The following is a 21252-nucleotide window of genomic DNA, read 5'->3' as shown; positions in this document are numbered from 1 at the left end:
AATTTTTGCGTTATAGAACCTCATCAATCAAAACACCTACCGCTATGCTACAACGCTTTTTTATCTTTTGTTCGGGTGCCGATACCGCCATTTTAGATGACTGTTCTCCTGGAGAACGCACCAAATATGCAGGAATTGGCGCTACGGTTTTCTTCACTGCTGTCATGGCGACCATCGCTGCTTCCTATGCGCTATTTACCGTTTTTGATACTGTTCTTACAGCAGTATTCTTCGGACTGGTTTGGGGGCTTCTAATCTTTAACCTTGACCGCTTTATCGTTTCCACCATCAAAAAACGCGATAATGTTTTCGACGAATTGCTTCAAGCATCGCCACGGATTGCATTGGCCATCATTATTGCAATCGTGATCTCAAAACCGTTGGAACTAAAGATTTTTGAAAAGGAAATCGATCAAGTGTTGTTGGAAGAGAAAAACGACATGACCCTAGAGAACAAGGATCAGCTTGCCCTTCAATATACCCCAACAGTGGAGGCATTAAATTCTGAAATTGAAGTCTTAAAGCAAGAAGTAACAGACAAGGAAGCAGAAGTAAACGCGCTGTATGAAACCTATATCGCAGAAGCGGAGGGTAGAAAAGGTACTGAACTCGTTGGGAAAGGACCTGTTTATAAAGAAAAACGCGAAAAACATGATGCAGAACTAGCTGCGTTACAACAATTACGGGAAACCAATGCCGATAAAATTGCCGTGCTTGAAGGTCAGATTGCAGACCTTTCAACAGAATATCAAGCCAAAGTTGCTGAAACGCAGCCCGTAATTGATGGTTTCGATGGATTGATGGCACGGGTGAATGCCTTGGACAAACTACCGTGGTTACCGTCTTTCTTTATTTTTCTATTGTTCTTGGCAATTGAAACATCTCCTATCTTGGCAAAATTGCTATCGCCGAAAGGCGCTTACGACTTAAAATTAGAGGAACAAGAGAGCGCTTTAAAATCATGGGTACAGCAACAGAAAACCCAGCGCGATGTGTTGGTAGCAACCGATAAGGATGTGAACAACAGAGTGTATGCCGACATTGCGGAAGAGCAGGAATTGTACGACTATAAACGAAAAATTGCTCGAGAGCTGATGCAACAACAGGCCAATGCCTTCTACAAAAAACAAAAAAGCGTTTTATAAAAATATCTTAAGGATTGGTGCTTTGTAAGTTGAATGGGTTTTTCTAAACTTGTAAGGCTAAATTATACTTCTTGCGAACCCTACTTAGAAAACATCTTGAATCTTGGGCAGAAAAACATCGCGTTTCATTGAAAGTGATGTTCCCAACCCTTTCGTTCGATTCAATTGCAAGTCCGGACATGAGTGCGGGTAGCGATTTTTTTGAGGGTAGCGATAATCATGAAGATTTGGAAACCGCCGGCGCTCGTATTGATGCTTTTCAGAAGAAACATCCAACCGCACTTTTGGCCAATGGCTATTTGCAACAGCGGTCTTTTTATGATACCCCAAACTATCAACTCATAACGCCCCAGGGAATCGAATTTAGAAATGTTCATTTAGGCACCGATTTTTGGGTACCGGCCAGAACACCGCTTCACAGTCCGTTTGATGGTGAAGTTGTTATCTGCAGTGATATTGAAAAACACAAGGACTATGGTCCATTACTTATCCTGAAGCATTCGTTTGCCAATCTTCAATTTTATACTCTCCATGGACATTTGAGCAAAGATTCACTTACCCTTTCACCAGAAGGGAAAAAGGTGAAGCAGGGTGAAAAGATAGGCTACATAGGCGATGAAACAGAAAACGGCCATTGGGTACCGCATCTGCATTTTCAGGTCATCACCGACTTGATGGGGAACACCTTCAACTTTAATGGCACCGCTTTCCGTTCGGAATTGGAAGTGTGGAAAAATATTTGTCCGGATCCCGCTATTTTGTTTGAGGAGGAGTTTTAGTGTCCTAAGCCTCGCAGGTTTTATAAGCTTAGACCCACAGGGTATTCAAAACCCTGCGGGTCTCAAGTTTTTCGGTGAACACTCGAAGAGACATCATAACGTCTTAACAATTCCCTCCGCCAATACCTCAGCGGTTTCGGGTTTTTCGCGTAGCCAAATCTCTGGATCGAGAAATTCCATTTCAGAAAGGTAGCAATCGTCCTGCTCGTCCCATACTATATCCACCCTACCATACACCGGTGGCGTTGGACACTGCGAATTAGCGAACTCAGCAAATTCGATTTCCTTTTCTGAAGGTTGATACGAATGTATGGTTCCACCGAAATCATCCTGCACCCTGAAATCTCCTGATTTTGCCTTTTTCAATACGGCATGTGTGTATTTTCCATTGAAGACCATCAGCGATGCTTCGCCCTTTGTTTCGATGGTTTCAAAAAAGGGCTGTACTAACATATCGCGTTCCAATAGCAATGATTGAAACGTTCGTTCTTTCAATTCCAATTCATCTTTCAATACCTTATGGGCATGAAAAGCAGCAGCGGAAACCGCAGGCTTGATGACCACATTTTGCCATCCCTTGTCCTTGCAGATGTCCGGAAGTGACCGTCCGCCTCCTCTTTCAACAAAAACCGTCGGTACGATTTGAACTCCTTTATTTTCTAAATCGCGCAAATAGAACTTATGACCATTCCACTTCATTATAGGCAAAGGATTGATGATTTGGGTTTGTGTACTGACATTCTCCATCCAATCGGCAAACTCGCGGTAGCGTTCAAAATAATCCCAAACGGTTCGAATGAGGATTGCATCGGGTTTCGACCAATCGTAATTCAGATTATCCCAAAAGGTACGTTCTACCGACACACTTCGCTTTTCTAATGCAGCCTTCAACAGTTCATATTCCTTTTTAATATTCGCTACATAAGGGGTAGCTTCGGAAAGGGTATCGTATTTTCGGGCGGTGACCACCGTAATTGACTTCATCTTCAACAATTTTACGCTAAGCTACAAAATCGTTGTATCTTTCTTCACCTAAACCCAAAGTCATGAAAAAATTTCTTCCGCTACTGTTTTTACTATGTCTCACCTTCGCTTTTGGACAATCGAAATTAGAAGAAGACAAAAAAGCAATCCTTGCTGTTATGAAAGCTCAAGAAAAAGCGTGGAGCCAACACGATCTGGAAGGTTTTATGCAGGGCTATTGGAACAACGATTCCTTAATATTCTATGGAAAAAGCGGGTTGACAAAAGGGTGGCAACAAACGCTTGATAATTATAAAAAAGGGTATCCCACTGCGGATGACAGCGGCACCTTGACCTTCACTATAAATGATATCTCTCCGATTTCAGAAGAAAGCTATTGGGTCATGGGCGAATATCATCTCAAACGAACGGTAGGCGATGCCAATGGCGTATTTATGATTATTTTCAAGAAGATTGATGGGAAATGGAAAATCGTGGCGGATATGAGTTGTGGGTAGCACGGAGTGCGCTTTAGGCTTTAGGCCGTAAGCTATTAGATTTTTTTGTCTTTCGCATCTTTTCTCTCCTTCTTTGCGCCTTTGCAACTTTGCGCCTATGTCATTCTGCATTCTTACTTCTAAATTCTTTATCGCTTTACCGTTCCGCAGCTTGAGACCCGCAGGGTTTAGAATACCCTGTGGGTCTAAAAAGCTCCTAGTTTCCCTTTATCCGTTCCCATAAATCGCCCAGCAATTGGGCAGCATCGTCACGGTTTCTTGGCTCTTCTACTACCTCCAATCCCGATTCGGTAGGTTTCAACAGATAGCTAAAGGCATATTTCTTCGCATCGGAATTCACCCCCAACAATCCAAACCGCAAATCGTTAAAGTAAACATCTTCTTCTTTCCGCTGTGCGGTGTACCAACCATTGGAAATCGCAATCAAGCGTTGTACTTTATTTTTATCTTTCAGCGTTCCTAGAGCTTCGTGATTTTTGGGATGCGGATAAAATGTAATCGGTTTACTGTCGAAAAAAGACCAATCACCCATCAGGATAGCATCTTCTGTCATGACATTGGCATACCAGAGAATTGTGTTCATCGGACTAGGCCGTGTTTCGATTTCGGAATAGGAAATACCCTGCTTTTTCAATCCTTCTTCAAACTTCTGAAAGGCAATAAATTTGAATACCAACGTCAATGCCAAGTAAGCACTGCTTACAATCAATCCAAGTTTATTGAAAGTTCGTCGCTTGGCACTCGTCCGTTTCTGAAACATCGTAAGGACCAAAAATACCAAGAAAGGCAAGGTGTACAGCGGATCGATGACGAAAATATTCTTATATGCCAAACGGAGGTCGAACGGCCAAAACAGTTGTGTTCCCCAGGTGGTATGGGCATCGAGTAAGGGGTGGGTAACGAAACATAAAAACCAGAACCACGACCACTGCTTCCAAGAAGCACGTTTTTCCCAAAGTGACGTAAGCCATCCAAAAAGGAGTCCGAATACAATTGAAAAAACAATGGAATGTGTAAATCCCCGGTGTATTTCAAGGGCCGTGACCGTATCAACAAAATAACGGGAGAGCACATCCAAATCGGGAATGGTTCCAGCGATGGCACCATATAGCACTGTCTTATTACCAACCTTTTTCCCCAACACGGCTTCTCCGACGGCAGCCCCTAAAACGATTTGTGTAAGTGAATCCATTTAATCGACAATGTTCATTTTTTTCAACAAGAAAGAAGCGTTCATATTCTGGCAGATTCCTTTTTTTAAGGTGTAATCGAAGTGTAATTCATCATCGATGATTTCTGCTCCAAAATAATAATTTTTCACCTCGTCCAAACTATTGGCCACTTCACATAAACTTAGATCATGCGTTGCGATGATGCCGGTCGAATTGCCCGCTACCAACTTTTCGACAAACTTTCGCGATCCAATAGCTTTGTCGGTGCTGTTCGTTCCCTTCAGGATTTCATCCAATATGATAAAATAGCGCTCGTTTTTAAGCTGTTCCACGATAAACTTCAATCGTTTTAGTTCACTGAAAAAATACGATTCGTCGTCGGTTAAGCTATCGGTCGTTCGCATGCTGGTAATCAACTTAATTGGTTTATACGTTGCCGATTTCGCACAGACGGGAAGTCCGACATTTCCCATTACTATGAGGAGTGAAACCGTCCGTAAAAAGGTACTCTTTCCTGCCATGTTTGCACCCGTAACGATAAAGAATTCTTCTTCCGCTATATTGAAATCGTTCCGAACCATGGTTTCAGGAAACAACAATGGATGTCCGGCTCCTTTCGCCTGTAGTTGAACGGTAGTTGAAAGTTCCGGAAAGCTATGGTCCTGATGGTTGAAGGCGTAATTACCCAAGCTATTGTAGGCATCGAAGAATGAAATTACTTCGAACCAGTCGCCGACCTGCTGGCCGTGACGTATAATCCAATTTTCAATCCTGTGGGAAACAAGTATGTCCCGAAGCAGAAAGCCATTGGCGAATATTCCGACCAGCATATTATTACGTTGATCGAGCGCATCCAATTGTTTGGCGAATTGCTTCAGGGTGGAAGAGGCCTTTTCTTTTTTCTGAAGAATTCGTTCCTTTTTATGTTGCAGTAATGTTGCAGAAAAGGATTCAGATTCTATTTCTGAAATGAGCTTATAAAACTGTTCGAACGTACTCTGAATCTTTGACGAATGCTGCGATAGCTTGTTCACTTGCTTTACATACCGTCCGCTGATGGCGAGGCCGAGAAAAAACCAACCTACTACCCAATAACCCGAAAGAAATCCAAGAAAATAAGCGGCAATTCCCGCTACCGAAAGGACGGAAAATACAGTCGAAACCCATGTAATCCAACTGGGTGTGAAAGCGGTATAGTTCGAGAGCCAATTCATGACACGGTTTGGACTTACCTCCGTCTTCACCAAACTACCAACAGCCGAGAAATTTTGACGCCAAGATGCTTTTTCACCCAACTCCTGAATGGCCTTTTGTTTCAGAAGTATCGCATCGGTATCATTCGACTTCAACAAGGTAGCCAGATAATCGGAGCCGCTTTTTAGGGCGGTTCTATTTAAATATTGAAAGAACGAACCTCGTCCGAACAAATCGATATCCTGACTAAAGGCATGTGAGTCATTGCTATATTCAGCACCATCGGGTAAATGGTGAAACGCCCGATGCAATACTTCCAATTCGGTTTCATTCAACGCTATCAATGCTTTTTGAAGGTCGCGTTCATATTGTAATCCGCTATGTCGGTTCACCAAAATGATAAAAAGGATGGCGCCAACAATAACGATTCCCAAAATGGCAGCGGTATTTCCGAAAACGAGGTAGATACCAAGACAGGCAGCTAAAAAGACGAATAATCGAATGGTACTCGATACCGCCAATTGTTTTTTGAGTTGCTGTAAACGTTGTGTATGCTCTTCAATTTGTGTTTGATAAAAGGCCCGAGGCTCCTTCTTCATAGTAATTTGGAATAAGAATACAAAGGTGCGAAAAAAGAACTCGAAATAACAGCCCTCAGGGTATAACCTCCTCCCTTTCATACTTCAGTCATCGGAGGTATTTCAAAAGGGGAGGCATCACATCCCCTCCAAACCTCCCCTTCAAAAGGGGAGGCTTATAAGTTGTTGAGTTCTGCTTGCGTCTTTTTGGGTAGGCTGGCTACGATTAGCTCATAGGAATGGTCGATTAGGTCGGTGACTAGGGAGTGTGGTACTTGTTCGATACTGACGAAATTCCAAAGTGTTTTGTTCATGTGATAGCCACCATAGATGAGTCCGTCGTATTCTTCTCGCAGTCCGACCGACCGTTCGGGGTCGCATTTTAGGTTTGCAAAAGGCGGGTTTTTCTCCAATGCCAATAGCGCAAACATTTTGTTCATCACCTTAAATACCAAGGTATCATTGTCGAAAGGGAAAGACTCGGTCACTCCCTTTTTCGCGATACAGTAGTCACGAAATTGTTCAACGTTCATGCAAGCCACTATTTTTTTATCATTGGAATTGTTTTAATTCTTCCATCTACTGTGATAATTTGGAAAAAATAGATTCCTTTTTCCAATGAAGGTAGTAAAATTTGTTGATTTTCTAATTCTAAAGTATCGTGAAGCAATCGTCCATTTACATCATAAAGCAAGACCGAAATAATTTCAATATTTCTTTCCTGTAAAATCGTAATGCGGTCGTGGAATGGGTTGGGAAAAAGATGAAAGTCTGGTTTAATTAGATCTTGGGTCGTTAAAAGATTGTTGGTATAGTACACATAATCGCCATTTGGCGCAACAATCTGCAAATGTATGGCACCCCCATTAGACTCGATAATTGGATCAACCCATGTAAATTCATATTCGAGCTCTACCCCAATATTTTCAAAAAAGAAATTAAAATACTGCGATTCAAATAATTCATTTTCACTACTCGCGCATTCAATCAAAGTAACCACTGGTTCTTCTAAAATTATTAGTGAGGAAACATCGAAGGACATACTACCACCAATCCAATTACATACTTCTGAAGAGAAGTTATCTTCTGGTTGCTCTAAAAGTTCTAACGGAACAATGGAAACCTCATCATTTGACGGCACATTGATAAATTCCCCATCAATCCTCATGTCAAGAAGTCTCCAAGGATTATTGAATAAAATTTCTTGTTGTGCCCGAACGATCCAAATGGAACTGAAGAGCATAACTGCTAATATTCTTATTTTCATAATTGAAATATAAAAAGGGAGTTATAACGCTTTCGGCTAATTAGCTTCAATATACGATATTATTTCAATAGATACCCTAACACAGGTTTTTCATCAAAGTATAGCAATAACCACTCGGCCCCCAGTTCTAAAGGCACTTCAAAAAAAATTTCATCACTTTTCATTCGTATTGTTGACACCTCCTTTTTCTGGTTGCCATAAGAGTAAATAATGGTTTTAGGTGGTTTCATTTTTATGTGAAATTTGATCAGCCCGCTACTTGCTTCATCGGAAATGATACCTGAAGAGGGCTTTTCAATATTTTCTAGCCTAATTGAATTGTGCATGATTAACGGACGATTTGAAAATTCCTCCCTACTGACCGCTTCACTTAAAAATGCATCTTCATATTGAGCTGGATAATGCGAATTGAAAAACAATTCCGGCGGTGTTTGAAACCAGAAATAGCTGATATCGCGAATGAACCTGCCGTTATACTTGCCTGCACCCCACGTCACATCAAACAAATAGGGTTGTCCATCGATGGTTGCTACGTTCCACATATGATTGTTTTTGAAAGGGCGACCGATATCGTTGAAACTCGCTTTGGTATCGCCACGAACCAAATAGTTGGGGATTCCTTGCAATTCACATAATCGTTCAAAGACCATCGCATAGCCTTCACATACGGCGACACCTTCCTGAAGTGTCCGTGCAATAATTTTCTTTCTGGTAGCCTGCTCCTTCTCGTTCCGCTCGCGATAGCTTTTAAAGTTATAATTGAACTTTTTATATTCATCTGGATCGTACGCAATGTTCCGAACCATCCAGCTATACATGGCGCGAACCTTATCGGCATCGGTTTCAAAATCGCGACCGATTAAACGGGAAAATTCCTCAGCATTCTCGAATTTTTCTGGGTATAGTTGAATAGCGGCATCCACCCTTTCGAAGTCTTGGGCTTGAACAAATGGTGTGGTTAAAAGGAAAAAAAAGAACATTAACATTGCTCCCAAATACTTCCCGTGCCTGACGGCAGGAAGGCTTCGAAGGGAGGGCTTAGATATCCTCAAGGAGAGAGATATTTTATTTGGCTTATTTCTCACTTTTCTCTGAAAGCTTTTGTTTTTCCTCGACATTGATATGTAAGGCCGAATAGTCCAACTTCCAATTGATGGTTTCCGTCAATTTTTCCATAAGCTGAATGGTTTCCAATGCTTGAGTTTCGGCTTCTTGAAGCAATCCGCTACTCGGAATTTTATCAACGATATGCTGCTTGGCTTCACGATTGATTTCGGTAAGATCGCTAGATGTAAACGGATTGGCCCAACCTTCACGCTTATCGTAATATTTAAAGTCGGTTTCGACCGTAAGCAATTCAGGTTTCGGAAAGTTCGTCAGAATAATCGTTTTCGCTTTGGTATCGGCTTCCATCTTAATCTTTGTAAGATCGAACCCAACATGTGCCTTTGCTTCAATCAACACCAATGCTTTTTTCTTCCCCAGAATGAGGTTCAACCATTTATCCTTCACGTTTTCGTAGTGGTAGATTTCAGAAAAGTCGCCTTCAACAGTGATAAACTTACATACTGTTCGAATACGTTCCATTAGTACCACCGACTGCGATTGCAAGCGTTCACGTTTTCTTCCCTTGCTAAAACGAGCGAAGATAAAATACGCCAACACTGCGCCAAATGCTAACCCTATAAATAGTAAATCCATATCAGTTGTTTCCTATTTCACCTAGATGGGTATGTTGAAAGCGATCGGAATACTTCAATCCATACCCAAAAATCCTATCCATGGCCGAATGTGCTAACATAATGGCACCGATAGCGGTATAAATATCCGTTAAAACAAACAGTCCTACAAGTATAAAGGAGATGGCTACGGCTTTATGATGGGTAAGATTATAGGTGAAAGCACCAATCTTGGAATTTATTAGATAGCCAATCATACCAACATCAGGTGCAAGTAGTAGCACGGGGAACCACCACCAGGCATACTCCAATTGCAGGAATAATGCTAATCCTAGCGCAAATTCAGCTGCTTCTTCAAGGTTTAGTAAGGTTTTCATTTATTCAAATTTATACAGTACTGGGCGACTTGGTGCCGCATCATTTTCGAAGGGCGCCACTTGTAAGTTCAACAAGTAAGAACCATCTTGAATGTAATTATCGACATAAATAAATTCGGTAATCGTCGCCTGCATTCGCGTGGCTTCCGGAAACTGCCAAAACGCTTTATGGGCAAGTAAGGCTCCTTCATCTTTTTCCTTATCGACAGATGGTAAATCGATCAATAAATGTAAGACTCCAAGATCGGCAAGGTATTGTGCCGCAGCTTCTTCCAAATACGGCCAATTGGTATGCGAATATTGCTTCGTCCTTTTGTCGGAGGTGTTAGGCAAGGTCCGAATAATAACCGCTTCTGGATGTTTTCCTTTTAAAAGGGTTCGAATTTCTGTTACAGGAATGATATAGTCTTCTCCCAATCGTTCGGGTGCGACTGAGATCACCTCAGCAGTAAAAAAATACCGCTGCAATTGTTCATTGACCGAATACACCTTCTCGGAAATATGGCCGACACATTCGGTATGGGTTCCATGTGCATGTGGGTTGAAAGTTATCGTATTAAAATTGATAGAAGCACCTTCGCTAACCTTCGCTATATAATTATCTATCTGAACCGGTTCAATCATTGGAGCATCTAAATACCAGGCATTCGGATTGCTTTTATCGTTTCGGAGCGCAAGTGAAATATCCAAAGGCTTGGAAAAATCGATTGTATATAGTTCCTGCTGAATTTTGACGGTTGCATTCATAGGGGAAAGATACGTTTTTATACCATTCTAGATTTGCGCTAGAGGATCTTAAAAAGATTACTTGCAATGCCATCGCTTAAAAATTTACCCTTTTTTGTCACCACTATTCGGTTTTCCTTTTCGACCAACAACCCTTTTTGCAAATGCTCCTTGGCTTGTTCTTTTGCATATTCGGCATACAGCTCCCCAAAAACATCACGGATTTCATGAATTGCGATCCCCTTTTCAGTTCGCAAACGCGTCATGATATATTCATTGTACTTATCTAAAGTGGAAAGGGTTTCTCGCTCGATGGGAAGTATTTCTTCCATTATAGCTCCAATATATTTTGAATTGTTAGCGATGTTCCAACTTCGTGTATTTCCGTCGAAACTATGAGCAGAAGGCCCAATGCCCAGATACGGTGTTCCTTCCCAATAAGCCGTATTGTTTTGGGAGTGAAAGCCCGACTTGCCAAAGTTCGAGAATTCATAATTTCGATAGCCTGCCACTTCGGTTTTCTCTACTAACAAAGCGTGGTGTTCCTGGGCAATTTCGTCCTCCACGGGTGGCACTATCCCTTTTTTTATGAAGTGTGCCAATGCCGTCCTCGGCTCTACTGTCAAGGCATAACAGGAAAGGTGCGGAATTTCGAGCGATAGTGCTTTTTCTATATTCAGAAGCCACCGTTCGGTGGACATCCCCGGAATTCCATAAATAAGGTCGATACTGATGTTACTAAAATATTGTTTAGCCAATTGAAGACTTTTCCACGCTTCTTCAGCATTATGGGCGCGGTTCATCAACGTCAGGTCCTCTTCAAAAAAGGACTGCACCCCGATGCTAAGTCGATTTATTGGACTATCGCTTAATTGCTGTAAAACGTCTTCAGAAAGATCATCTGGATTGGCTTCCAATGTGACTTCAGCCGTATCGGAAACTTCAAAAGTGGTAAAGATCGTTTCAAAAATTATTGTAAGTTCTTCTGAAGAAAGCAATGAAGGGGTTCCTCCACCAAAATAGATGGTTTGAACCGTTCCTTGTAACTCGTTCTTCCGAAGTACTAGTTCACTACAAATAGCTTTGACCATTTCACCCTTCTTCTTTACGGAAGTCGAGAAATGGAAGTCGCAATAATGACATGCTTGCTTGCAAAAGGGAATATGAAGATAAATACCAGCCACCCTACAAATATCGGACGATTAGATAGGATAACCCAAACGCTAGGAACATATATCCTATAAGCGCCAAAAAGAAGACAAGAATGGACTTTAGAAGCACCCAAACGATGGGTTTTTGAAAGAAGGAGATACTTGCATAGATGAAGTAGCCCCACATCAGCAATAAGGCAAAATATTGCAACTCGGAATTCACGAATTGTATGAAGAACATATTCAAGGTAGTGATAATGGTATACATCCCTATGAGGTAAAAGCATACCGCAATGTATTCGGCTAGCGCATACCTTTTATAGAAAAACAACTTCATAAAAAGCGCCAAGGTGGCTACAAAGAAAAACAGCAGTTTATTGATGTTGAGCAACATAAACTCGCGTGCTTGGCTCAAGGTTAAAACCTCCTGTCCTTCCACTGTAATACTGGAATCCTGAAACGGATCGAACCCAATCAAACTGCGTAACAACAGGTAGACTGCTGTTGTAAGAATAAAAAATGCAACCGGTTTATAATAGCTTTTTCGCTTTCCTCCCAGATACTCGCGAAGCATGCTACCAGGTGCCACTAACAACATTTTTATCGTGCGCCAAATAGGTGCTTGTACTGTAAACATTGCATCGGCGGCATCCTCGAAAGTTTCCGAAAAGCTTACGCGCGTAAGTTTCGTGCGTTGACCGCATTCTTGGCAATAGTTTCCAATTGTTGCTGCTCCACAATTCTTACACTCCATATTTTTCACTATTTGCGTTACTCTTCGAAAGCGGTTCCCATTACGACCATATCGGCGCCTGCCTCAAAAGCGATTCTTTTTTGCGTTTCGCTACGGATTCCTCCTCCTACTATTAAAGGTATATGAAGTACTTCTTTTACCTTTTGAATAATTTCTTCCTTCACCGGAGTAACCGCTCCGCTTCCTGCTTCCAAATAAATCAGTTTATTACCCATAAATTGTGCTGCCATAGCAGTGGTAACAATAGTTTGTACGTCATCTTGCGGCAACGGTTTTGTTTGACTTACGCGCGCCACCGAAGACTCCGTACCGCCATCAATTAAGATATAGCCTGTCGGAAGAACTTCCAAATTCGTTGTCGATAAGGTTTCTACCGCTTTCAATTGCTGTCCCACTAAATATTCTGGATTACGACCCGACACTAATGATAAAAACAATATCGCATCGGCGGTTGGCGTAATCTGGGTGTGATTTCCTGGAAACAAAACAATCGGCAAGGAAGTTTCAGGTTTTAACGCAGCTACCGTTTCTGCCGTGTGACCATTGGTAGCGGTACTTCCTCCTACCAAAATATGGGTTGTTTCTTTTGGAATTTTCTGAAGGAAAGCGTTTGTGTTTTCTGGTGAAAATTTATCGGGATCAATTAGAATGGCGAGCATTTTATTCCCTTGGGAACAACTATCAACCACTTTTTGATATATCGGAAAATCCATTAGGCTGGAATCGCTTCTCGTATTAGGGCGTATGCACAAGTGAAGCCTTCGAACTCGAGAAACCAAACATCGTACGTTTCCTCCTTATCGTCGTAGGTAACCACTGCAGAGGATTCCAAAATATCCATATCGAAATCGCTTACTACAATATGTTCCAAGAAACTCACCCCTTTTCGCGCAAAGCTTTTATACAACGATTCCTTTGCGCCCCAAACCATGGTCAGTTTTCGCATGACGGCATCATCATTCGCTAAGGTTCTATATTCCTTAATCGGTGTAAATTTATGGGCGATTTTTAGAATTTTATTACGCTGCTTTTCGATATCGATCCCAACTTCAGCATCGCTGATAATAATTCCCGAAAAGATAAAGGAATGTGTGATGCTTATGTGCTTATCATCGGTTAAATGGGGCTTGCCTACTTCATCATAATACAAGTCGTGATCGGTATAACCAGCGGCTGCCAACAGGTGCCGAACACTCATAAATCCGCGACGATGTAAGTCACTTTTCATTCCTTCCACACGTTCCCGACAGTGGTCTGTAAGTGAAATTCCTTCGGAAAGGTTCTCATACGACTCTTCTATCTTCCAAATGAGGACTTTAGTGTTAGGGTTGACTGTTATTGTTTTGTAAAGTGGCATCGCTATCTAAGGGATATTCTGTATTTTTGCCCTTCGAAAGTTGAAGCTGATTTTCAGCTTTCGAAGAAAAAAATTGTAACTCAAAGATACGAAATATGTCAACGAAAACTGTGCCGTATACGGCGTATAAGGTGAAGGATATTTCCCTAGCGGATTGGGGACGAAAAGAAATTGAACTAGCGGAGGCCGAGATGCCCGGGCTGATGTCATTACGTGAAGAATACAAGAACGAGCAACCGTTGAAAGGGGCTCGAATTGCCGGATGTCTTCACATGACGGTTCAAACAGCGGTTCTTATTGAAACGTTGGTTGAACTAGGAGCCGAGGTTACTTGGAGCTCTTGTAATATCTTTTCAACTCAAGACCATGCCGCTGCCGCTATTGCAGATGCTGGAATTCCAGTGTACGCTTGGAAAGGAATGAACGAAGAGGAATTTAATTGGTGTATCGAACAAACCCTGTTTTTTGGGGAAGAACGCAAGCCACTTAATATGATTTTGGATGATGGTGGCGACCTTACCAATATGGTATTCGATAAATATCCAGAGTTGGCACAAGGAATTAAAGGACTTTCCGAAGAGACAACCACAGGTGTTCATCGTTTATATGAGCGCATGAAAAACGGTACATTGGTAATGCCCGCTATCAATGTGAACGATAGTGTTACGAAAAGTAAGTTCGATAATAAATATGGTTGTCGCGAAAGTGCTGTTGACGCGATTCGTCGTGCAACCGATGTAATGTTGGCTGGAAAGCGCGTAGTAGTATGTGGGTATGGTGATGTAGGAAAAGGAACGGCAGCTTCTTTTAGAGGTGCTGGCGCTATCGTTACCGTAACGGAAATCGACCCGATTTGTGCACTACAGGCTGCCATGGACGGATTTGAAGTGAAGAAGCTTGAAACCGTTGTTGGAAAAGCAGATATCGTTATTACAACCACAGGGAACAAAGATATCGTTCGTGGCGAGCATTTTGAAGCGATGAAAGATAAAACCATCGTTTGCAACATCGGTCACTTCGACAATGAGATTGCGGTTGCTTGGTTAAAGCAAAATCATGGCAACACCCACGTGGAAATCAAGCCACAAGTTGATAAGTATACCGTAAATGGAAATGATATCATCCTATTGGCGGAAGGTCGATTGGTGAACCTTGGTTGTGCTACAGGCCATCCAAGTTTTGTGATGAGTAATAGCTTTACCAATCAGACATTGGCGCAAATCGAGCTTTGGAAAAATAGTGATAACTATGAAAACAAGGTATATATGCTTCCGAAGCATTTGGATGAGAAAGTAGCGAAGCTTCACTTGGAAAAAATCGGTGTAGAACTAACTGAGCTTTCCGAAGAGCAGGCGAAATATATCGGTGTGGAGGTTGAAGGACCTTTCAAACCAGAATACTATCGTTATTAAGCAATAGATGAAAGAAAAGAAACCCTGCCCATCGGCGGGGTTTTTTATTGTCTAATACTAAAAAAATCAATTTTCTATACTACACCCTATTTAACATAAGAAACGGACACCGTGTTACCGATGTCCGTTCTTTATTTATTTGAAACCAACCGGAAACTAGTTTCCGATTGCCATCATACCGTCTTCCTGTTTATAGATTGCCTTATTGATTTGGGCAAGTCCTTCTTCTCTGGACATAGTTGGATTTAATTTCACATCCTCACCATTTGGCAAATGGTATACTACAAGACCGTCCTCTATACTAGACAACTTGATTATTTCACCATCTTGCTTCACCAAACTCCATGACTTCTCTGAAGGTTTAAATACAAGATCAAAATGCTCTCCTTGGTTTTCACCTTCCAACACTTTCACCATCATACGGTTTTTCGTAGCGGTCATTTCATATTTGTTACCATCACGCTCTACGATTTGTGTCTCATACTCTCCTTCCGTCATCGCAATAGGATTACTACCGCTCCAGAATTCAATTACATTAAAAATTAAGACATCACCAGCGTAGAAAAGTCCGTAGACAGGGATAATATTAAGCGCCCAAAAGACTAGGTTGTTTACGAATTTACTGTCGGAGATTTCCATGTTCCAATCTTTCAGGTTGTTGAAAGCGCTAAAGGATCCCAAACAGCTTGTACTCATAATTGATGCTGCGAGCATCACTGCAATAATAGATTTTTTCATAATTGTAAGGTTTAAAAGTTCTTATGAAAAAGTACAAATTATTTTGCTGCGATACCGTTTCTTTAAGGTTTCTCTAACAAAGACATAAAAAAACCCTTGCCAGAAATAATTCCTGACAAGGGTTTATATAGGATAACAACAATACTTTTATGCTTCAGCGTTAGGTACGATTGAAACATACGATTTGTTATTCTTCTTTTTAGTGAACTTTACCACACCATCCACTTTTGCGTGCAATGTATAATCCTTTCCGGCATATACATTTTCAGCTGGGTGGTGCTCCATTCCACGTTGACGTACGATAATGTTCCCGGCGATGGCATTCTGACCTCCATAGATCTTTACGCCTAATCGTTTCGATTCCGATTCTCTACCGTTCTTGGAACTACCTACTCCTTTTTTATGTGCCATAGTTCTATATTTTAGCTTTCGTACTAACTACGAAACAGGTTATTATTTTCTTCCGCCGTCAAGTTTGTCTTGAAGGTCTTTCAATTCGTCCCATTTGCCATCGGCTGCCAATTGAGCCTGTTCAGGCCATGTATCGGTTACCAAATGAGCCAAACGAGAACTCGCTTCGCTAAGCACTTCGCTTAACTTTGCAGGATCTGCTTTAGCGATTTTCGCGAACGATTCGAATCCAGCGTTTGCCAAAGCTTCAGCAGCTTTTGGTCCTACACCTTCGATCTTCTTTAAGTCGTCTGCTTTAGCAGATTTTTTTGGAGCCGCTTTCTTTGCTGTTTCCTTTTTTGGAGCTTCCTTCTTGGCAGCTTCTTTCTTAGGCTCAGCTTTTTTAGCAGTTTCTTTCTTAGGAGCTTCTTTCTTCGCTTTCTTCGTCGCACCTGAAGCAGTAATGCTCTCGATTACGATTTCAGAAAGGGCTTGTCTGTGTCCTTTTTTAACTCGGTATCCTTTTCTTCTCTTCTTTTTGAAGACGATTACCTTATCACCTTTAAGGTGACGCAAGACTTTTGCTCCTACTAGAGCGCCGTCTATAGCCGGGGCGCCAATGGTAATATCGTCACCATCGCCAATTAAAAGCACACTGTCGAAATCGACCTTGTCGCCTTCATCATTGGCCAAACGGTGTACAAATACCTTTTGGTCTTTCGCAACTTTGAATTGCTGCCCTGCTATCTCTACAATTGCATACATAGCGTTACGTTTGGAATTATTGTTTTTTACTTATCCTTTATCGTCAGAACAATAGCGATTTCACTACAGCTCTCGCAAAGGAGGGTGCAAATATAATTCTAAAAAAGAAATTGGCAAAAGCTTTTTACACTTAATTAGACATGGTATTTCGTTTACCCTCAGGGGTATTCCAAGACTCCTTCAACAATTGCATAAAGGCTAGTGTAAGCACCAGGGAAGTAGAAAAGCCCATAAAAACAACAGTGATGAGAAGCAACAGTTTACCGCTGTCGAAATCGAGCGACCATCCATCTACGATAGTATTGGCAAATTCGCTGTCGATTTGATAAATATAGATGGCCATAAAAACGACGAACAGTAATGTAGCCAAAGCGCCACTCATAAAGCCCACTTGAAATCCTTTCTGATATTTCAACTTAGACTTGCCGCTGCGGTATTTCTTGATGGCCAATAGTATTCCACCGCCATAAATGACACCATTGAATGCACTCAAAACTGGATATTCATGAAGCCCGAACAGCTTCAGTAGCAGAAAATAAGCAATCAATAAAATGGCCATAATAACGCCATATCGTGAATAGGTCTTAAACATAGTGGTTGGATTTTTCAATCGAAAATTACTTAAAGATAGCAACTTTTCCTCTAAACACTTTGTTAACTTTTGAATTCGACTTAGCACCCAACCTATTTTATCTTCGAAAATCTGTAACAAATTGACCCTATTTTCTACTAACGAAACAATAGTAAGGGTTTCGAAATGCACACCACTTTATTATAAGGTTGTCTGCCTTTCGAAATATCCGTATCTTATAGCATAAAAATTTGTGAACCAGAAATTGAAAAAACCATGAAACACTTTTTTCTAAGTGCAGCAATCACCCTAGCTACATGCATGGGTTTGATGGCACAACAAGTAGAATTTGAAGAATACACCCTAGACAATGGCCTTCATGTTATTTTGCATGAAGACAATTCCGTGCCGGTAGTTATCACCTCGGTAATGTACCACGTAGGTGCAAAAAACGAAAACCCAGAACGTACGGGTTTTGCCCATTTCTTTGAACACCTATTATTTGAAGGAACCCAAAATATCGAACGCGGTAAATGGTTCGAAATCGTTTCATCGAACGGCGGAAGCAATAATGCGAATACCACAGACGACCGTACCTATTATTATGAAATTTTCCCTTCCAATAATGTAGAATTAGGATTATGGATGGAAAGTGAACGCATGCTTCACCCTATTATCAATGAAATTGGTGTTGAAACCCAAAATGAAGTGGTAAAGGAAGAAAAGCGCCTTCGCGTAGACAACCAACCCTATGGAAACATCCTTAAAGCGGTGAAGGAAAATCTATTCACCAATCACCCCTATCGATGGACCACCATCGGTGAAATGGACCACCTAGATGCAGCGACACTTGAGGAATTTCGAGCATTTAATGATAAATATTATGCTCCCAATAATGCTACTTTGGTAGTTGCAGGAGATATTAGCAAGCCTCAGGTAAAGAAGATGGTCAAGAATTATTTTGGCGATATTCCAAAAGGTGCAGAAGTGAAGCATCCTGATGCGAAAGAGCAACCTATCACCTCGCAAATCGATGCAAAATACTACGATCCAAACATTCAGGTACCGGCTATCATCCATGCCTACCGAACACCTTCCATGAAGGACCGAGATGCTTATGTGCTGGATATGATTTCAACTATTTTGAGCGATGGAAAAAGCTCTAGACTCTATAAAAAATTAGTCGACGAGCAAAAGCAAGCGCTTCAAGTGGCTGCTATCAACTTAAGTCAAGAGGACTATGGCGCCTACATTACGTTTGCGCTTCCCTTAAACGACACATCGCTTCAAACACTGACGGATGAAATAGATGAAGAGATCAAAAAATTGCAAACAGAACTTATTTCTGAAAAGGAATTTGAAAAGCTACAGAACATTTATGAGAACAATTTTGTAAACTCCAATGCTACTATTGCCGGGATTGCAAATTCATTAGCGCGTTATCACACCTTATATGGCGATACCGACCTTATCAATGAGCAAATCGATATTTACAGAAGCATTACACGAGAGGAAATTCGTGAAGTAGCCCAAAAATATCTGAAAGAAAACCAACGACTTCGATTGGAGTATTTACCGAAAGAGAATCAATAATATTCAAAGCGTATTTCAAAAATGAAAAATATATATAGTCTATTACTTGCTTGTTTATTCGTTGCTACTTCAGCAGTGGCGCAAATCGACCGTAGCAAACAGCCCCAACCAGGGCGGACACCAAAAATTAATCTTACCAAACCTCAGACCTTCTCCTTACCCAACGGAATGCAGGTCATGGTAGTAGAAAACAATAAATTACCTCGGGTACGTGTACAATTATTGCTGGACAACCCCATGCACGCCTCTGGAAGCAAGGCTGGTGTAGAAAATCTGGTTTCCCAAATGATGGGAAATGGAACCACCAATATTCCAAAGGATGAATTTAACGAGGAAATCGATTATTTAGGAGCAAATATCAGTTTTGGTTCCGAAAGCGCCTTTGCAAGCACTCTTTCAAAATACTTTCCAAGAATCTTGGAGATGATGGCCGATGCTGTTAAAAATCCATTGTTTACGGGTGAAGAATTCGATAAGGCAAAGGAGCGATTAATCGAAAATTTAAGAAGCCAAGAAAAAAGTGTTTCTAACGTTGCGAGTCGCGTAAACTCTGCCTTGCTATATGGGTCACAACATCCAAAAGGGGAATTTACCTCTATCGACAAAGCCGAACAATTGACGTTGGCAGATGTGAGAAGTTTTTACGGAGATTACTTTTCTCCCGCCAACGCATACCTAGTGGTAGTTGGCGATGTGAAGATGAATAATGTGGAACGTTTAGTACGCGAACATTTTTCCGATTGGCAAAAAACAACGGTGCCCAACATCAGCTATACAGAACCTCAAGATGTACCCTACACTCAGATTAACTTTATCGACATGCCCAATGCGGTACAGTCGGAACTAAGTCTTGAAAATGTAGTAAATCTTGAAATGAGTCATCCTGACTATCACGCTGTTCTAATTGCTAATAAAATTCTTGGAGGCGGTTTTAACGGTATGTTGAATATGAACCTTCGTGAAGAAAATGGCTGGACATATGGAGCCTACAGCTCTATCGGAGCCGATAAAGATGTTACGCGATTCAGAGCTTTTGCGAGCGTTCGAAATGCCGTAACAGACAGTGCCATTGTAGAATCTTTGAAAGAAATCAATGAGATTAGAACCAAGGAGGTTTCCCAACAGGATTTGGTGAATGCAAAGGCGAAGTATACGGGTGACTTTATTTTAGCCTTGGAGCGACCGGAAACGATTGCAAACTACGCCCTTCAGATTGAAACCCAAGATCTTCCAAACAATTTCTGGACAAACTATCTTAAAAATATCAATGCGGTTACCGCTGCAGATGTGAAGCGTGTGGCTAATAAGTATTTTAAGGAAGGGAATCTGCGCATTGTCGTAGTTGGAAAAGGAAGTGAAGTTTTAAAATCGCTTCAGAATATCACAAATCCGCTAACGGGAAAGACTATTCCTATTCAGTATTTCGACCCCTATGCAAATCCAGTAGATGCTCCAGATTACGATAAGAAAGTAGAAGCAGGTGTGACTGCAGAAACAATCTTCAACGATTATCTTAAAGCCATCGGCGGAAAGGAAAATGTTAAGAATGTAAATAGCATGATGATGAAGGCTAATGCCAGCATGCAAGGAATGAATCTTGGAATGGAAATTAAGAACACCACTGCCGGCAAATCCTCAATGGTTATTTCAATGGGAGGAACTCCCATGCAAAAAGTTGTGTTTGATGGTGAAAAAGGATATACCATGGCACAAGGCCAAAAGATGGAGTTTACGGAAGAGCAAATTGAAAAAGCCAAGAAAAATGCCGTTCCTTTTGATGAACTGACGGTAGGCGATGCCAAAGTAGTAGGAATTGAGCCTATGGATGGAAAAGATATGTATGTCGTCCAAATGAGTGAAAGTTCAAAAGCTTATTACAGCAAGGAATCTGGTTTAAAACTGAAAGAGGTTGAAGTGCAGAAGCAAGGTGAACAAGAAATGTCGCAAACCACTTTATACAACGATTATAAAGAGGTTAAGGGCATCAAGGTTCCCCATACCATTACGGTATCGTTTGGACCTCAGCAGTTGGATTTCAATGTAACGGAAGTAAAAATAAATGAAGGCGTAAGCGACGCCGATTTCGAATAGCGAAGAATTCCACTAATACTTAAAATCCCTGT

23 protein-coding genes are annotated in these 21252 nt (G+C 41.3%); 6 read left to right on the top strand and 17 right to left on the bottom strand.

Going from position 1 to position 21252, the window contains the following annotated elements; all coding sequences use genetic code 11:
* The first annotated feature begins 44 nt into the window (after positions 1–44).
* Complete coding sequence (locus tag I4Q58_RS08205; protein ID WP_203295399.1) at positions 45–1145, top strand: DUF4407 domain-containing protein; 1101 nt, start codon at positions 45–47, stop codon at positions 1143–1145.
* Between the two features lie 71 nt (positions 1146–1216).
* Positions 1217–1924: a peptidoglycan DD-metalloendopeptidase family protein gene (locus I4Q58_RS08200; RefSeq protein WP_203295398.1), complete on the top strand. Its 708-nt coding sequence runs from the start codon at positions 1217–1219 to the stop codon at positions 1922–1924.
* Between the two features lie 93 nt (positions 1925–2017).
* Here the strand turns inward: I4Q58_RS08200 and I4Q58_RS08195 are convergent, their stop codons facing one another.
* A complete protein-coding gene (locus I4Q58_RS08195; protein WP_203295397.1) occupies positions 2018–2908 on the bottom strand; it encodes an ATP-grasp domain-containing protein in 891 nt (296 codons plus the stop codon).
* Positions 2909–2970: 62 nt separating this feature from the next.
* Between I4Q58_RS08195 and I4Q58_RS08190 the strand changes: the two genes are divergently transcribed.
* Positions 2971–3405, top strand: coding sequence for a YybH family protein (locus tag I4Q58_RS08190; protein WP_203295396.1), 435 nt, complete (start codon positions 2971–2973; stop codon positions 3403–3405).
* A gap of 196 nt (positions 3406–3601) precedes the next feature.
* Here the strand turns inward: I4Q58_RS08190 and I4Q58_RS08185 are convergent, their stop codons facing one another.
* The 12 genes from I4Q58_RS08185 to I4Q58_RS08130 all read right to left on the bottom strand — a co-directional run bounded on the left by I4Q58_RS08185 (position 3602) and on the right by I4Q58_RS08130 (position 13660).
* Positions 3602–4597 carry a metal-dependent hydrolase gene (locus I4Q58_RS08185; RefSeq protein WP_203295395.1) on the bottom strand — a complete coding sequence of 332 codons (996 nt, stop codon included), beginning with the start codon at positions 4595–4597 and terminating at the stop codon, positions 3602–3604.
* Complete coding sequence (locus I4Q58_RS08180; RefSeq protein ID WP_203295394.1) at positions 4598–6370, bottom strand: MutS-related protein; 1773 nt, start codon at positions 6368–6370, stop codon at positions 4598–4600.
* Between the two features lie 155 nt (positions 6371–6525).
* Entirely contained in the window at positions 6526–6882 is a 357-nt protein-coding gene (locus I4Q58_RS08175; RefSeq protein WP_203295393.1) for an MmcQ/YjbR family DNA-binding protein, read from the bottom strand.
* 8 nt (positions 6883–6890) lie between these two features.
* Entirely contained in the window at positions 6891–7616 is a 726-nt protein-coding gene (locus I4Q58_RS08170; RefSeq protein WP_203295392.1) for a T9SS type A sorting domain-containing protein, read from the bottom strand.
* A 59-nt stretch (positions 7617–7675) separates the two neighbouring features.
* On the bottom strand, positions 7676–8668 hold the full coding sequence (locus I4Q58_RS08165) for a transglutaminase domain-containing protein (protein ID WP_203295391.1): 993 nt from the start codon (positions 8666–8668) through the stop codon (positions 7676–7678).
* A 22-nt stretch (positions 8669–8690) separates the two neighbouring features.
* Complete coding sequence (locus I4Q58_RS08160; protein ID WP_203295390.1) at positions 8691–9317, bottom strand: DUF4230 domain-containing protein; 627 nt, start codon at positions 9315–9317, stop codon at positions 8691–8693.
* Between the two features lies 1 nt (position 9318).
* On the bottom strand, positions 9319–9672 hold the full coding sequence (locus I4Q58_RS08155) for a DUF4260 domain-containing protein (RefSeq protein WP_203295389.1): 354 nt from the start codon (positions 9670–9672) through the stop codon (positions 9319–9321).
* On the bottom strand, positions 9673–10419 hold the full coding sequence (locus I4Q58_RS08150; RefSeq protein ID WP_203295388.1) for a cyclase family protein: 747 nt from the start codon (positions 10417–10419) through the stop codon (positions 9673–9675). It abuts the gene before it with no gap.
* A 38-nt stretch (positions 10420–10457) separates the two neighbouring features.
* The gene (hemW, locus tag I4Q58_RS08145; RefSeq protein ID WP_203295387.1) at positions 10458–11582 is read right to left on the bottom strand and encodes a radical SAM family heme chaperone HemW; all 1125 of its coding nucleotides are present in this window, start codon (positions 11580–11582) and stop codon (positions 10458–10460) included.
* A gap of 1 nt (position 11583) precedes the next feature.
* Positions 11584–12303, bottom strand: coding sequence for a DUF3667 domain-containing protein (locus tag I4Q58_RS08140; protein WP_203295386.1), 720 nt, complete (start codon positions 12301–12303; stop codon positions 11584–11586).
* Positions 12304–12320: 17 nt separating this feature from the next.
* The gene (locus I4Q58_RS08135; RefSeq protein WP_203295385.1) at positions 12321–13016 is read right to left on the bottom strand and encodes a geranylgeranylglyceryl/heptaprenylglyceryl phosphate synthase; all 696 of its coding nucleotides are present in this window, start codon (positions 13014–13016) and stop codon (positions 12321–12323) included.
* Positions 13016–13660, bottom strand: a complete 645-nt coding sequence (locus tag I4Q58_RS08130; RefSeq protein WP_203295384.1) for a 4'-phosphopantetheinyl transferase family protein — start codon at positions 13658–13660, stop codon at positions 13016–13018. Before I4Q58_RS08130 ends, I4Q58_RS08135 begins: the two co-directional genes overlap by 1 nt.
* Positions 13661–13755: 95 nt before the next feature.
* Here I4Q58_RS08130 and ahcY point away from each other — a divergent pair, with 95 nt between their 5' ends.
* Positions 13756–15072, top strand: a complete 1317-nt coding sequence (gene ahcY / locus I4Q58_RS08125; RefSeq protein ID WP_203295383.1) for an adenosylhomocysteinase — start codon at positions 13756–13758, stop codon at positions 15070–15072.
* A 156-nt stretch (positions 15073–15228) separates the two neighbouring features.
* Here ahcY and I4Q58_RS08120 read toward each other — a convergent pair whose 3' ends face one another.
* The 4 genes from I4Q58_RS08120 to I4Q58_RS08105 form a co-directional block, all read right to left on the bottom strand.
* Positions 15229–15810 (bottom strand): DUF3332 domain-containing protein, encoded by a 582-nt coding sequence (locus tag I4Q58_RS08120; protein WP_203295382.1) that lies wholly within the window; start codon positions 15808–15810, stop codon positions 15229–15231.
* A gap of 147 nt (positions 15811–15957) precedes the next feature.
* On the bottom strand, positions 15958–16221 hold the full coding sequence (gene rpmA, locus I4Q58_RS08115; protein ID WP_203295381.1) for a 50S ribosomal protein L27: 264 nt from the start codon (positions 16219–16221) through the stop codon (positions 15958–15960).
* A gap of 42 nt (positions 16222–16263) precedes the next feature.
* On the bottom strand, positions 16264–16965 hold the full coding sequence (gene rplU / locus I4Q58_RS08110) for a 50S ribosomal protein L21 (protein ID WP_203295380.1): 702 nt from the start codon (positions 16963–16965) through the stop codon (positions 16264–16266).
* Between the two features lie 130 nt (positions 16966–17095).
* Positions 17096–17557 (bottom strand): DUF4199 domain-containing protein, encoded by a 462-nt coding sequence (locus I4Q58_RS08105; protein ID WP_203295379.1) that lies wholly within the window; start codon positions 17555–17557, stop codon positions 17096–17098.
* 255 nt (positions 17558–17812) lie between these two features.
* On the opposite strand from I4Q58_RS08105, the gene I4Q58_RS08100 reads away from it, so the two are divergent.
* Complete coding sequence (locus tag I4Q58_RS08100) at positions 17813–19129, top strand: M16 family metallopeptidase (RefSeq protein WP_203295378.1); 1317 nt, start codon at positions 17813–17815, stop codon at positions 19127–19129.
* Between the two features lie 21 nt (positions 19130–19150).
* Complete coding sequence (locus I4Q58_RS08095; RefSeq protein ID WP_203295377.1) at positions 19151–21220, top strand: M16 family metallopeptidase; 2070 nt, start codon at positions 19151–19153, stop codon at positions 21218–21220.
* The last annotated feature ends 32 nt before the right edge of the window (positions 21221–21252 follow it).

Origin of the sequence: Luteirhabdus pelagi (genome assembly GCF_016827595.1) — a bacterium.
Classification (GTDB): Bacteria; Bacteroidota; Bacteroidia; order Flavobacteriales; family Flavobacteriaceae; genus Luteirhabdus; species Luteirhabdus pelagi.
This window is presented reverse-complemented; position numbering and strand designations above follow the sequence as displayed.

Excerpts from the sequence above, each read along its gene's own strand:
- I4Q58_RS08205 (WP_203295399.1), top strand. The coding sequence starts at position 45 with ATGCTACAACGCTTTTTTATCTTTTGTTCGGGTGCCGATACCGCCATT.
- I4Q58_RS08195 (WP_203295397.1), bottom strand. The coding sequence starts at position 2,908 with ATGAAGTCAATTACGGTGGTCACCGCCCGAAAATACGATACCCTTTCC.
- I4Q58_RS08190 (WP_203295396.1), top strand. The coding sequence starts at position 2,971 with ATGAAAAAATTTCTTCCGCTACTGTTTTTACTATGTCTCACCTTCGCT.
- I4Q58_RS08185 (WP_203295395.1), bottom strand. The coding sequence starts at position 4,597 with ATGGATTCACTTACACAAATCGTTTTAGGGGCTGCCGTCGGAGAAGCC.
- I4Q58_RS08180 (WP_203295394.1), bottom strand. The coding sequence starts at position 6,370 with ATGAAGAAGGAGCCTCGGGCCTTTTATCAAACACAAATTGAAGAGCAT.
- I4Q58_RS08175 (WP_203295393.1), bottom strand. The coding sequence starts at position 6,882 with ATGAACGTTGAACAATTTCGTGACTACTGTATCGCGAAAAAGGGAGTG.
- I4Q58_RS08170 (WP_203295392.1), bottom strand. The coding sequence starts at position 7,616 with ATGAAAATAAGAATATTAGCAGTTATGCTCTTCAGTTCCATTTGGATC.
- I4Q58_RS08160 (WP_203295390.1), bottom strand. The coding sequence starts at position 9,317 with ATGGATTTACTATTTATAGGGTTAGCATTTGGCGCAGTGTTGGCGTAT.
- I4Q58_RS08155 (WP_203295389.1), bottom strand. The coding sequence starts at position 9,672 with ATGAAAACCTTACTAAACCTTGAAGAAGCAGCTGAATTTGCGCTAGGA.
- I4Q58_RS08150 (WP_203295388.1), bottom strand. The coding sequence starts at position 10,419 with ATGAATGCAACCGTCAAAATTCAGCAGGAACTATATACAATCGATTTT.
- I4Q58_RS08140 (WP_203295386.1), bottom strand. The coding sequence starts at position 12,303 with ATGGAGTGTAAGAATTGTGGAGCAGCAACAATTGGAAACTATTGCCAA.
- I4Q58_RS08135 (WP_203295385.1), bottom strand. The coding sequence starts at position 13,016 with ATGGATTTTCCGATATATCAAAAAGTGGTTGATAGTTGTTCCCAAGGG.
- I4Q58_RS08130 (WP_203295384.1), bottom strand. The coding sequence starts at position 13,660 with ATGCCACTTTACAAAACAATAACAGTCAACCCTAACACTAAAGTCCTC.
- ahcY (WP_203295383.1), top strand. The coding sequence starts at position 13,756 with ATGTCAACGAAAACTGTGCCGTATACGGCGTATAAGGTGAAGGATATT.
- I4Q58_RS08120 (WP_203295382.1), bottom strand. The coding sequence starts at position 15,810 with ATGAAAAAATCTATTATTGCAGTGATGCTCGCAGCATCAATTATGAGT.
- rpmA (WP_203295381.1), bottom strand. The coding sequence starts at position 16,221 with ATGGCACATAAAAAAGGAGTAGGTAGTTCCAAGAACGGTAGAGAATCG.
- rplU (WP_203295380.1), bottom strand. The coding sequence starts at position 16,965 with ATGTATGCAATTGTAGAGATAGCAGGGCAGCAATTCAAAGTTGCGAAA.
- I4Q58_RS08105 (WP_203295379.1), bottom strand. The coding sequence starts at position 17,557 with ATGTTTAAGACCTATTCACGATATGGCGTTATTATGGCCATTTTATTG.
- I4Q58_RS08100 (WP_203295378.1), top strand. The coding sequence starts at position 17,813 with ATGAAACACTTTTTTCTAAGTGCAGCAATCACCCTAGCTACATGCATG.
- I4Q58_RS08095 (WP_203295377.1), top strand. The coding sequence starts at position 19,151 with ATGAAAAATATATATAGTCTATTACTTGCTTGTTTATTCGTTGCTACT.